12 protein-coding genes are annotated in these 12,360 nt (G+C 69.6%); 8 read left to right on the top strand and 4 right to left on the bottom strand.

The window, feature by feature from the left end:
• Positions 1-48: 48 nt before the first annotated feature.
• The 4 genes from narJ (at position 49) to ABN028_RS02335 (ending at position 3,370) form a co-directional block, all read left to right on the top strand.
• Positions 49-690 (top strand): nitrate reductase molybdenum cofactor assembly chaperone, encoded by a 642-nt coding sequence (narJ, locus tag ABN028_RS02350; RefSeq protein ID WP_349695451.1) that lies wholly within the window; start codon positions 49-51, stop codon positions 688-690.
• Positions 687-1,415 (top strand): respiratory nitrate reductase subunit gamma, encoded by a 729-nt coding sequence (gene narI, locus ABN028_RS02345; RefSeq protein WP_349695450.1) that lies wholly within the window; start codon positions 687-689, stop codon positions 1,413-1,415. The genes narJ and narI overlap by 4 nt, the downstream gene beginning before the upstream one ends.
• A 249-nt stretch (positions 1,416-1,664) precedes the next feature.
• A complete protein-coding gene (locus tag ABN028_RS02340) occupies positions 1,665-2,426 on the top strand; it encodes a phytanoyl-CoA dioxygenase family protein (protein ID WP_349695449.1) in 762 nt (253 codons plus the stop codon).
• Positions 2,423-3,370 (top strand): NAD-dependent epimerase/dehydratase family protein, encoded by a 948-nt coding sequence (locus ABN028_RS02335; protein WP_349695448.1) that lies wholly within the window; start codon positions 2,423-2,425, stop codon positions 3,368-3,370. Before ABN028_RS02340 ends, ABN028_RS02335 begins: the two co-directional genes overlap by 4 nt.
• A 29-nt stretch (positions 3,371-3,399) precedes the next feature.
• Here the strand turns inward: ABN028_RS02335 and ABN028_RS02330 are convergent, their stop codons facing one another.
• Positions 3,400-4,002, bottom strand: a complete 603-nt coding sequence (locus tag ABN028_RS02330) for a TetR/AcrR family transcriptional regulator (RefSeq protein ID WP_349695447.1) — start codon at positions 4,000-4,002, stop codon at positions 3,400-3,402.
• Between the two features lie 75 nt (positions 4,003-4,077).
• Between ABN028_RS02330 and ABN028_RS02325 the strand changes: the two genes are divergently transcribed.
• Entirely contained in the window at positions 4,078-5,253 is a 1,176-nt protein-coding gene (locus ABN028_RS02325) for a cytochrome P450 (RefSeq protein ID WP_349695446.1), read from the top strand.
• 174 nt (positions 5,254-5,427) lie between these two features.
• Here ABN028_RS02325 and ABN028_RS02320 read toward each other — a convergent pair whose 3' ends face one another.
• Positions 5,428-6,099: an ArsR/SmtB family transcription factor gene (locus ABN028_RS02320; RefSeq protein ID WP_349695445.1), complete on the bottom strand. Its 672-nt coding sequence runs from the start codon at positions 6,097-6,099 to the stop codon at positions 5,428-5,430.
• An 82-nt stretch (positions 6,100-6,181) separates the two neighbouring features.
• Between ABN028_RS02320 and ABN028_RS02315 the strand changes: the two genes are divergently transcribed.
• The 3 genes from ABN028_RS02315 (at position 6,182) to ABN028_RS02305 (ending at position 9,684) form a co-directional block, all read left to right on the top strand.
• The gene (locus tag ABN028_RS02315; RefSeq protein ID WP_349695444.1) at positions 6,182-7,543 is read left to right on the top strand and encodes a rhodanese-like domain-containing protein; all 1,362 of its coding nucleotides are present in this window, start codon (positions 6,182-6,184) and stop codon (positions 7,541-7,543) included.
• Positions 7,540-8,805, top strand: a complete 1,266-nt coding sequence (locus tag ABN028_RS02310; RefSeq protein WP_349695443.1) for an MFS transporter — start codon at positions 7,540-7,542, stop codon at positions 8,803-8,805. Before ABN028_RS02315 ends, ABN028_RS02310 begins: the two co-directional genes overlap by 4 nt.
• Before the next feature lie 138 nt (positions 8,806-8,943).
• On the top strand, positions 8,944-9,684 hold the full coding sequence (locus ABN028_RS02305) for a maleylpyruvate isomerase family mycothiol-dependent enzyme (RefSeq protein WP_349695442.1): 741 nt from the start codon (positions 8,944-8,946) through the stop codon (positions 9,682-9,684).
• Positions 9,685-9,735: 51 nt separating this feature from the next.
• On the opposite strand, the gene ABN028_RS02300 is transcribed toward ABN028_RS02305, so the two are convergent.
• Entirely contained in the window at positions 9,736-10,953 is a 1,218-nt protein-coding gene (locus ABN028_RS02300) for an MFS transporter (RefSeq protein ID WP_349695441.1), read from the bottom strand.
• 11 nt (positions 10,954-10,964) lie between these two features.
• Positions 10,965-12,332, bottom strand: a complete 1,368-nt coding sequence (locus ABN028_RS02295) for an FAD-dependent oxidoreductase (protein WP_349695440.1) — start codon at positions 12,330-12,332, stop codon at positions 10,965-10,967.
• Positions 12,333-12,360 lie beyond the last annotated feature (28 nt).

Raw genomic sequence — 12,360 nt, 5'->3', positions numbered from 1 at the left:
GATCTTCCCGCCCCGCCACCGCGACAGCACCGACGGGAGGGACGGGTCATGACGACCTCCCAGCACGGGCGGGTGGTCTGCCAGGCCGCGTCGATCCTGCTGCAGTACCCCGGCGAGGACGTGCGTGCCCGCGTCCCGTTGGTCGATGCCGCCGTGACAGGACTGCCGGACGGTACGCCAAGAACCGCGCTTCGCGGGTTCCTCGACCACCTCACGGCAACCCCCGAACGCGAACTCGCCGAGCACTACGTCGCCACCTTCGACCGGCGCCGCCGCTGCTGCCTCTACCTCACCTGGTGGATCGACGGTGAGACCCGCCGGCGGGGCCAGTCGCTCACGGCGCTGAAGGAGCGCTACCGGCGCGGTGGTCTGGAGCTCTCGGCGAACGAACTCCCGGACTACCTGCCGGTCGCCCTGGAGTACGCCGCCACCGGGGATCTCGCCGACGGTCTCGCACTGCTCCAGGACCACCGGGCAGGTATCGAGTTGCTCCGGCTCGCCTTGCGCGACGTGGGTTCCGCGTACGCCGGAGTCGTCGAGGCTGTGTGCGCACTGCTTCCCGGCCCGTCGCCGGCCGACAGAGCCGCGGCCCAGAAGCTCGCCCGCACCGGCCCGCCCCAGGAGAGCGTCGGCCTGGAACCCTTCGCGGTCACGACGCCCGGGGCGCAGGAAGGAGCCAGCCGCCGATGAGCCCACTCGACATCCTGGCCTGGGGCGTCCTGCCGTACGTCACGATCGCGATCCTGGTGGCGGGCACGATCTGGCGGTACCGCTACGACCAGTTCGGCTGGACCACGCGGTCCTCGGAGCTCTACGAGTCACGCCTGCTGCGGATCGGCAGCCCGCTGTTCCACTTCGGCATCCTCGTCGTCGTTGTCGGCCACGTGATCGGGCTCGTCGTCCCGGCTTCCTGGACGTCCGCTGTCGGGATGTCCGAGCGTGCCTACCATGTCCAGGCGCTGCTACTCGGCGGCGTCGCCGGCTTCGCCACCCTCGCCGGTATCGCCATCCTCGTCTACCGCCGGCGTACGACCGGACCGGTGTTCATGGCCACCACCCGCAACGACAAGGCGATGTACGTCGTCCTCGTCGCCGCCATCGTCGTCGGGCTGGCCACGACGCTGCTCGGCGCCGGTGTCGTCGGTGCTGAGCACGACTACCGCGCGACCGTCTCACCGTGGTTCCGCTCGCTGTTCGTGCTCCAGCCCGACATCGGCGCGATGGCGGCAGCGCCGCAGTCGTTCCAGCTGCACACGCTGATCGGCATGCTGCTGTTCGCGATGTGGCCGTTCACCCGCCTCGTGCACGCGTTCACCGCACCGGTCGGCTACCTGTTCCGCCCGTATATCGTCTACCGGTCACGCGCGGTCCACCCCACGCGAACTCCGCGTCGCGGCTGGGAACGCGCCAGGTGAGGCGCTGCCTGCGCCGAACCTCCTCCGACACGACGCACGAGACCCGCTCTCAGGCGTGGGGAGCCGTGCCATTCGGCCGGTCCCGGAAGTCGAGTCGACGCGCGTTGACACGCAAACCTGGGCCGACCTAGCGTCAAACCTGACCTTGAGTTGAAGGTCTCTGTGACCGCGCCGATTTGCGAAAATCCGGATCACGTCGGCCAGACGAACTATTCAGCCGTCAAGAGAAAGCTTCCGAAGGAGAATAAAATGCTGGAGGCATTCCAGGATCAAGGGTATGTCGTCTTTCCTGGATTCCTTGACAAGGCAGAAATCGACACGCTGAAGGCAGCCGTGGACCGGCATGTGTCGGCGCAGCCGCGGCGGCATGCGTACGAGGACGAGCACATCGGCGCACTCGTCTGGCATCCACGGGTGAGTGAGATGGTCGACGAGCTCATGGGTGGACGGTACGTGTTCCACCACATCCATGCCGCCCGTCACGACGCCGGCATGGAGGGGGTGTCGTGGCACCAGGACTACGAGCAGTACCCCCAGACCAACCGCTCGCATCTCATGGTGCACGTGTTCTTCTACCTCAACGGGCTCAACGGCACGATCGGCGACCTGCTCTTCGTGCCCGGCTCCCACAGGCACGCCACGGACAGCCACGCGCTGACCTTCCTCGGCGACTCCGATCTCCCGGGGATGGTCACCGTCGATGACGTGCCGCCTGGTTCGGTCCTGATCGTGCACTCGGGGATGTGGCACGCACGTCGCGCCAAGCCCGGTGGCGAGGACAGCCCGCGCTGGTTCGTCGACGCGTCCTACTGCCAGTCAGGGGTCAGGTGGCCGTCGTACCGGGCACCGGGCATGCTCGCCGACCTGCGTGAGCGGCACGTGGCGGCTGGCGGTACGCGTCCGTGGCTCTTCGACGAGTCTCAGTTCTTCGACGGCGCCCGCGCGCGGCAGACGATGGGAAGCGTCGAAGGGAGCGTGCTGCTCGACCTTCCGCAGTGGCAGACCTCATGAGGCTGCTCGTCACCGGCGCCACCGGCAAGGTGGGCCGGGCCCTCATCGACAAGCTCCTCGGCAGCTGTGAGACCCGCGCGCTCTGCCACAACAGACCCCTCGATGTCCACGGTGTCGAATGTGTCTTCGGGACGATCGCCGACCGGGACACTGCGCGCCGGGCCATGGCGGACGTGACCCACGTCGTTCATCTGGCCACCTGCAAGGAGACGCCCGACGAGATCATGGACGTGGCCGTCAAGGGCCTGTTCTGGCTGCTCGAAGAAGCGCGGGAGAGTCCGACCTGCCAGCGGTTCGTCCTCGTCGGTGGCGACGCCGCTGTCGGTCATTTCGTCTACAAACACCCCGGCCCGGTGACCGAGACACAGCGGCACACCGCCTACCAGGGGTGTTACGCACTGTCGAAGGTCCTCGAGGAGGTCATGCTCGAGCAGTACCAGATCGCCTACGGCCTGAACGCCACCTGTCTACGAGCGCCCTGGATCATGGAGCGGGACGACTTCCGGTACACGCTCTCGTTCGGTCCCGACCAGTTCGGTGGACCGGCGTGGCGCGAGCTCGTGGACGGCGACATCCCGGAGCAGGCTGTCCCGCTCGCGCTGGACGCCGACGGCGCGCCGCTGAAGCGCAACTTCGTCCACGTCAGCGATCTTGTCGAAGCGATCGCCCTTGGATTGGAACACCCGGCCGCCGCCGGCCAGACGTTCAACATCTGCATGGACGAGCCGGTCAACTACCAGAACGTGGCGGAGTACCTCGCGAAAACGCGTGGCCTGCCCACCGTCAAGGTGCCGACGCCCTACCACTCGACCTGGCTGGACAACACGAAAGCCAAGCTTCTGCTCGACTGGAAGCCGCGGTACGACACCGAACGCCTCATCGAGGACGCCTGGACCTACCAGCGAAGTCCAGACGATCCCCGCATCGTCTGGTACCCGGGATAGGAACAGGTCGGCGGCCTCCCGCCGGCTCCTCACCCTTTCGACATGGCGCCCCCCTGCGCGGCCTGGATCACGCCCTGGATGGCTTGGGAGACGCAGCCGGCGGCGGCGTCGGGATCGGGCTGGCCGGCGTCCAGCCAGGCAATGACCGCTTCGAGGGTGACGGTTGGCACCAGGAGAGCCGCCCAGTCGCGCCAGGGACCTTGGGGGATCGCGGCGGAGAGGTGCCGGAGGGCGATGTCGGTCGATGCCGAACGCAGCGAGTCGACCACGTCGCGGAACTCCGGCTCCCTCGCGGCGAAGCGGAACAGCAGCCGAAATCCGTCCGGTTCGGCGGCGGCGGCACGAAGAAGCGCGGGGATGCTGGTGTCGTCGTAGTTGTCGGTGCCCACGGTGGCGGCAAGCCGGGCGCGTGCCCGGTCGAGCACGGCGCGGTAGAGATCGTTCTTGGACTCGAAGTGCCGGTAGAGGATCACGTGGGTGATGCCGGCCTCGGTGGCGATGTCGTTGAGACCTGTGGCGGCGTATCCAGCACGGGCGAACGCCCGGGTGGCGGCAGCGAGGATTTGCTCCCTGCGTTCGGCACGGGGCAACCGCCGGGGCGTTGGCCGCACCGCTTCCCGGTCGACAGCCATGTCAGACCTCCTCTTGTATAACCGGAACTATACAACTACCTTTGTTAAATCGAACTTATACACACTGGAGGACGCATGGACACGGAGGCTCAGCTGCCGTTCGAGCAGACGCATCCACTCGACGTCGCACCAGCCCTGCGCGCGCTGCAGTCAGACGGCACGGTGCATCGGGTGCGCACCGCGGTCGGCGACGACGCCTGGCTGGTCACCGGCCACGCAGAGGTACGACGGCTGCTGGCCGACGACCGGCTCGGCCGGTCCCATCCCACGCCGGAGACCGCGGCTCGCACCGGTGAGTCCGTGCTGTTCGGCGGGCCGCTGGGCAACTTCGCCACGGAGGCAGTCGACCATGCGCGGATGCGTTCGCTGCTCCAGCCGCACTTCTCCCCCGGGCACATGCGTTCCCTGCGACCACGGGTCGATGCCCTGGTCACCCAGTTGCTGGACGAGATGGCCGGGAAAGCTCCCCCGGTGGATCTGGTCGCTGCCCTGGCCCTTCCGTTGCCGATCCTGGTGATCTGCGAGTTGCTCGGCATTCCCTATGAGGACAGGGACCAGTTCCGCGCCTGGACCCAGGCAGCCGGCAACGTACGCGACCGGGACCGCTCTGTGCAGGGTATGGCTGAGCTGTTCGGCTACGGCAAGCGGCTGGTCGCCGACAAACGTCGGCATCCCGGCGACGACGTGATCTCAAGGCTGTGCGCCACCGATGGCGTCTCCGACGACGAGGCTGCGGGCCTGTCGATGGCATTGCTGTTCGCCGGCCACGAGACCACCGTGGTCCAGATCGGTTTGGGCGCCCTGCTGTTGCTGGCCAACCCCGACCAGTGGCAGGCCCTGCTCGACGACCCGAGTCTCATCTCGAACGCCGTCGAGGAGATCCTGCGGGCACCCGGCAAGGGCGGCACCGGCATCCCCCGCTACGCACGAACCGACCTGGAGATCGATGGTGTCGCTGTCAGGGCCGGCGACCTCGTCCTGCTGGACAACGGCGCCGCCAACCATGATCCGACTGTCTTCGCCGACCCAGATCGGGCGGACGTCAGTCGTCAGGCGGCCGCGCACCTCACCTTCGGCCACGGGGCCCGCTACTGCATCGGCGCGCCCCTGGCGCGGATCGAGCTGCAGGCGGTGTTCGCCCAGCTTCTTCCCCGGTTCCCGACCATGCGGCTGGCCGTCGATGTGGAGACACTGCGGATACGCCAGGACGTTCTCACCGGCGGGCTCGTCGAACTGCCGGTGACCTGGTGAACACCGTGGCAGTCCACCACCCGATCTTCGCGCGGACACGCAAGGCATGGCGCGACTCCAGCGTGTCCTCGACGCCACCATCTGGCCCCACCTAACGGGCGGCTGCCGCACCGGCCGCGACACCATCGCTGCCATCGAAGTCGCCGGATTCTCCGTCGACAAACTCCCTTTCGTTCAGCCCTGTGGGCCAGGAGCCGTGGCGACCGGCAGGTCCGCAAGCCGCCATTCGAGCATCCCGTCGGCGAGTCGGCGGGCCCGCCGCCCACGGCTGGACAGCAGCCGGACCGCATCGTGCGCCATGACGCAGAAGGCGCCGCGACAGTACGCAACGACATCCTGGTCCACCGGGATGTCGGCGAGCCTGTCGGCCAGGTCCTCCACGGGGATCGAGAGGGCGCCGGGAATGTGGCCCGCGTCGTACTCCTCCCGGGGCCGTACGTCGATCACGACCACATCAGCTGCCTCGACGCGACGTAACAGCTCGGCCCTGGTGACCTGCTCGGTGTCCGGTCCCAGATATGCCGCTCTTGCGGCCTCCACGTCGGGTAGCCGATCGCGCGCCACGACCCGGAGGAGTGCAAGCAGCGCGGCGACGTCGGCGCCGGCGAGCCGGTAGTGGATCTTGGTGCCCTCCCGCCGGGTCGCCACCAGGTTGGCCTGCCTGAGCGTCTGCAGGTGCGCCGATGTCGTGGTCAGTCCCAGATCGGCGGCCCGGGCGAGCGCCTCGACAGTCCGCTCGCCCTGGGCGAGCAGGTCCAGCAGCTCGAGGCGCTTGCCGCTGCCCAGTGCCTTGCCCACCCGGGCGAACGCGTCGAGAAGCGTCGTCTTCGCCGCACGGTCACCCATCGGTGTTCCTCCAATCTTCCTTGGAATACTGTATAACAATGGGGCGGGGAGGGTAGACCTACCAGTCGAGGAGGGACCACAGATGACCTCGGTTGATGTCGTGCCAGTGATCGACGAAGGGCTCGGCAACTCGACCTACCTCGTCGATCTCGGGGACGGGCGGGCTCTGGTGGTCGATGCCAGCCTCGACCTGCGTTCCACCCGGCGGGTCGCCGAGCGAAGACGGCTGACGCTGGCCTTCGCCGCGGAGACACACCTGCATGCCGACTTCGTGTCGGGTGCCCACCAGCTGGCAGCGACCGACGGGACCACCGTGGTCGCCTCGGCTGCCGGGAACCGCGACTTCCGCCACACCGGACTGCGTGACGAGGAGGAGGTCGACCTCGGCGGTCTGCGACTGCGCGCGCTGGCAACACCTGGCCACACACCCGAACACGTGGCGTTCCTCCTGCTGGATGGCGACGCTCCGGTCGGGGTGTTCACCGGTGGGTCGCTGCTGGTGGGCGCCGCCGCACGGACCGACCTGATCTCCCCTGGACGGACGGAGGCCTTGGCCCGCCAGCAGTACGCATCCCTCCACCGGTTGGCAGCCCTTCACGACGACGTGCAGGTGTGGCCCACCCACGGGGCGGGTTCGTTCTGCTCCGCCCCGCCCGGTGCCCAGCGCACCAGCACCATCGGAGAGGAGAAGGCCACCAACCCGCTGCTCCGCGCTGGTGACGAGGACGCCTTCGTCGCGGCACTCCTCGGATCGCTCGGCAGCTTCCCCCCGTACTTCCTCCGCCTCGCCGAGGTCAACCGCCGCGGGTACGAACTCCCGCCGGGCGAGCCTCAGCTCCGGCCGCTCGACGTCGACGCCGTGCGGAGGTTGCTTGCCGAAAGCGCCCAGGTCGTCGACGTGCGCCCGGTTCAGGAGTTCGCCGCCGGCCATATTCCGGGCGCGTTGTCCATCCCGCTGCGGCCGGCGTTCGCCTCCTGGCTGGGCTGGCTCACCTCCCCCGACCAGTCACTGGTCGTCGTGCGTGGAGCCGATCAGGACCCGGCGGAGATCGCCTGGCAGGCAGCCAAGATCGGCTACCCCAAGCTCGCCGGAGAACTCGCCGGCGGAGTGGAGTCCTGGACAGCCGCCGCGCAGCCCCTCGCACGGACCACGCTCCTCCACGCCGACCAGCTCACGAACCGCACGGTGCTCGACATCCGCCAGACCTCCGAGTTCGTCTCCGGGTACCTGCCCGGAGCCACCCACGTCGAACTCGGCTCACTCACCGCACACGCCGACGCCGTGCCAGCCGGCCCGCTGGTGGTGATGTGCGGACACGGCGAACGCGCCATGGGCGCGGCCAGCCTGCTCCAGCGCCACGGCTATGCCGACGTCGCGGTCCTGCAGGGCGGACCAGACGACTGGGCCCAGGCCACCGGACGCGACCTGGCAACCGGCGCATGACCACCACCAGACCCACCGTGCAGCTGGGGCTCCGCGCCAACCTTGCCCAGTTCAGCCTCCTCGTCGCCGTCAACGCCCTGGTCGGCGGAGTGCTCGGGCAGGAACGCACCGTGCTGCCACTCCTCGGCGAGCAGGTGTTCCACCTGGCCGGCTACACCTTCCTGCTCACCTACGTCCTCGCCTTCGGCATCACGAAGGCCGCCACCAACTACGTCGCGGGAACCTGGTCGGACCGCTTCGGCCGCAAACCCGTACTCCTGTTCGGCTGGCTCATCGCCATCCCGATACCCCTGCTGCTGATCTGGGCGCCGAACTGGGGATGGATCGTCGCGGCCAACGTCCTTCTCGGCGTCAACCAGGGCCTGACCTGGTCCACCACCGTCATCATGAAGATCGACCTCGCCGGACCCCACCGCCGCGGCCTGGCCATGGGCCTCAACGAGGCAGCCGGCTACGCAGCAGCCGCGGCGACAGCCGTCGCCACCGGATATCTCGCCGCCCGCTACGGGCTCCGCCCAGCCCCCTTCCTGCTCGGCGCGGCCTACATCGCACTCGGCCTCGGCCTGTCCGGCGTTCTCGTCCGGGAGACCCGCGAACATGCCCGCCACGAAGCCAGCACCCACACCGCTCGCGCCGACGGACGGCACGACCACCTGCACGCCGACCTGACCAATCGGCAGGTCCTCGTCCTCACCAGCCTGCGCGAACCCGCACTGTCCGCGGCAAGCCAGGCCGGAATGGTCAACAACCTCAACGACGGCCTGGCCTGGGGACTGTTCCCACTCCTGTTCGCCACCGCCGGCATATCCGTCTCCGGCATCGGAATCCTGAGCTCACTCGTACTCGCCGTCTGGGGGTTGGGCCAGCTCATCACCGGCCCCCTGTCCGACCGCTGGGGACGCAAACACCTCATCACCGCGGGAATGCTCATCCAGGCCGCCGCACTCGCGGCGATCGCCACCGTCGACACGTTCACCACCTGGGCGATCGCCGCAGCGGTGCTCGGCGCCGGCACCGCCATGGTCTATCCCACCCTGCTCGCCGCCATCGGCGACGTGGCCCACCCCGCGTGGCGAGCCCGCGCCGTCGGCGTCTACCGGCTCTGGCGCGACGGCGGATTCGCCGTCGGCGCCCTCCTCGCCGGCACCATCGCCGACCTCGCCGGCATCCGCGCCGCCATCTGGGCCGTCGCCGCCATTACCGCCGTCTCCGGCGTCATCGTCGCGATCCGGATGTACGAAACCCACCCACGCACCAGCTGACAACTTCGCCCCGAACTCGCACCGCATCACCCTCGTGGCAGGTGACGAACGAGGCGGCCAAGGCGCAAGTCGCAGGGCTCGCAGAGCGTGAAGTGTCTGCCGACGGCGCTGGGCGGGGCGAGCTACTACGGTACGGAAATGGAGATTTTCGCCAGCCTCGAGGCCGAGTACGACCGGCTGGACAGCATCCTTGCGGGGCTGTCCGAGGAGGACTGGAACCGGCCGTCGGGACTGGCCGGCTGGACGAACGTCGACGTGCTGCTGCACCTTGCCCAGACCGAAGAATCGGTGGTGTCCACCCTGACCAGCGCCGCCGCGGCAGCGCCCGGCGGGCAGCCGATGATCCATGGCGTGAGCGTGGACGAGGCCATGGACCGGTGGGTGACCGCCGAACGCGCCGGGCCGAACACCGTGTATCCGCGATGGCAGGCCGCGCGCGAGGCGTCTGTGCGAGCCCTCCGCGAGGCCGACCCCGACCGTGCCTCGGCCTGGGCGTCGGCTCCATTGCGCCCAGCGGCCCTGGCCACCACCCGCCTGGCCGAACACTGGGCCCACGCCTTGGACATCGCCGAACCGTTGTCCATTCCGTACCCGGACACGGCCCGGCTACGCCACATCGCCTGGCTCGGCCACCGGACCCTCCCGTACGCATTCCGCCTCGCTGGCAAGGAACCGGCACCGATCCGTGCCGAACTCACCGGACCCGACGGCGAGATCTGGCAGTTCGGCCCGTCCGGCGCCGACTCGGTCATCGCTGGCTCAGCCGGGGCCTTCTGCCGCGTCGGCGCACGGCGACTAGCCCCAGAGAACTCGGGCCTGACCATGACCGGCCCGCACGCGGAGTCCGCACTGAGGCTGCTCCGCAACTACGCGGCCTGACGCCCAGGACTCGCAGATACGTCGGCCACCGACCTTTGACGGCGGCGCGTCCTATTGCGACCTGGCTGTGCTGGCTGCCGCGAGAACCGCGGCGACGGCGGTTGCTACGGCAAGAGCGAGGAAGGCGGTGTGGTAACCGCCCAGTGTCTGGGCGAGTGCTGTGCCGGCCCAGGGTGCGAGCGCTGTGGCGAAGAGTATGGGCGCGGAGAGGAGTCCGTTGAGGTGGCCGTAGTGACGGGCGCCCCAGCGGTCGCTGATGGCGGTGGCCTGGAGGAGGGTGAAGATGCCGCGGGTCGCGCCCACGAGGATGGCGGCTGCGATGAGGAGGGCCGCGGGTCCCGGGACGAGTCCCAGGAGTGCCGTGGTCCCGGCGCTGGCGGCGAGGATGAGGACCGTTCGGGTGCGGACGCTTGTGGCGGCGGCGAGTCGGGTGTAGCCGAGGCGGCCGAGGACCTGACCGGCCCCGCCGAGGCCGAGGGCCCAGGCAGCGGTGGCGGTGGACAGACCTCGTTCGATCAGGAGTGGGACGAGGCCGATCAGCACGGCGAAGGCGGCGAACGTGGCGAGGCTCATGGCCGCGGCGAGGGCGAGGAAGGCGCGGCTTCGGGCAACTCGGTCCGGGGAGTGGTGGATGTGCCCGTGCGCCTCTGTCGTCGGGTGGGGCCAGGCACCGCGGAGGCCGATGGCGTGGGCGGGGATGGTGATGGCTGCGAGGACGACGGCAAGTGTGACGTAGGTGCGGCGCCAGTCCAGCTGGTCGGCGAGCGTGGCGGTGAGGGGCGCGAAGATGGTGCTGGCCAGGCCGGCGACGAGGGTGAGGGCGGTGAGCGCGGTCACCCGCCGCGGTCCCCACCATCGGGTGAGCGCGGCGAACGCGGGTTGGTAGAGGACGGCTGCCATTGCAAGGCCGGCGGCAGTCCAGGCGGCGAAGAACCAGACCAGGTTTGGTGCCGCGGCAATTGCCACGACCGACGGGGCGGCGAGGACTGATCCAGCGGTCATGACCGGCCGCGGGCCTACGCGGTCGAGGAGCCGGCCGACGGGGATGCCGGCGAACGCGGCGACGACCTGGCTTACCGAGAACGCGGCGGTCACCGTGGGCACGGGCCAGTGGGTGGTGTCCGCGATGCTGGGAGCGAGGACGGGAAAGGCGTAGTAGAGCACGCCCCAGCTGGTGACCTCGGTGACGCAGAGGACGACAAGGACGCGGCGTAGCCCGGCCCGCGTCAGGACGCCGGGCCGGCCTACTACCGGCCCTGTCTCAGGCACCGGCGACAGCCTTACCGAACGGCGGGCGCCGTGAGGGCTGGTTCGATCGCCACGTCGGCCGGGCCGTTCGTTGGTCCGCAACAACCGGCGCCGGCATCGGCCGTCGTGCCGGCACTGGTCGCCGTGGTCTCGTCGAACAGTCCCGCACCCCCGCACACCCCGGTCTCGGGGAGTACGAGTTCCACGCGGTCGGCGGAGGCCTGGTCGCCGGCGAGGGAGGCCACGATCGAACGCACCTGTTCGTACCCGGTCATCGCCAGGAAGGTGGGTGCACGCCCATAGCTCTTCATCCCGGCCAGGTACAGGTTCGGCTCGGGCTGGGCAAGTTCGTTGACGCCATGTGGGTAGACGGTCCCGCAGGAGTGCACGTTGGGGTCGATCAGCGGGGCCAGCTGTCGCGGCGACTGCAGAACGGGGTCGAGGTCGAGACGTACCTCGGACAGCCAGGACAGATCGGGGCGGAAGCCGGTCAACACCACGACCTCGTCGACCGGGTCGAGGCGGTGGCCGTCGAACGACTCCAGGACCAGCCCGCCGCCATCGGCACGTTCCACGGAGGCGGTCCGGAACCCGGTGACGGTCTGGACGTGCCCGGCCTGCGCGGCCGCCTTGGCGCGTTCGCCGAGGGCGCCACGGGCTGGAAGCTGGTCGGCGTCGCCGCCGCCGAACACGTTGCCCACGGCGCCACGGCGCAACAGCCAAACGACCTGGGTGTCCGGGTGCTCGTCGGCAAGACCGACAAGAGCGACCAGCGCGGTGAGCGCGGAGTGTCCACTGCCGGCGATCGCGACCCGCTTACCGGCGTAACGGGCCCGGACCGCGGCGTCGGCCAGATCGGGCACCCGGTAGCTGATCCGCTCGGCCGCGGCGTGTTCGCCCAGGGCTGGGAGGCCGTCCCCGCCGAGCGGGTTGGGTGTGCTCCAGGTGCCGGAGGCGTCGATCACCGCCTGGGCCGTGATGCGGTCGACGCCCTCTTCGGTAGCGACGTGGACAGTGAGCGGTTCGGTCGCGCGGCCGGCGTCGACCAGACGGTCCCGGCCGCGACGGGCGACTCCGACCACACGGGCGTTGAACCGGACCCGCTCCCCCAGCGCCGCCGCCAGCGGCTGCAGATACCTCGTCGCCCAGTCGGCGCCGGTGGGATATGTCGCCGGGTCGGGACGCTGCCACCCGGTCGGTCTGAGCAGCCGCTCCGCCGCCGGATCGATCAGCTCCGCCCACGGCGAGAAGAGCCGCACGTGATGCCACTGCGCGACCGCCGACCCCGCCCGCTCACCGGCTTCGAGTACCACCGGGTCCAGCCCTCGCTCGACCAGCTCGGCCGCCGCGGCCAGGCCCACCGGCCCAGCGCCCACCACCACCACCGGATACCCATTCATCGCATCTCTCCCCTTTCATCGACCACTA

It is taken from the genome of Actinopolymorpha sp. B17G11, assembly GCF_040196095.1.
Taxonomy (GTDB): Bacteria; Actinomycetota; Actinomycetes; order Propionibacteriales; family Actinopolymorphaceae; genus Thermasporomyces.
The sequence above is the reverse complement of the archived record's forward strand: the minus strand, read 5'-3'. Positions and strand labels throughout refer to the sequence as shown.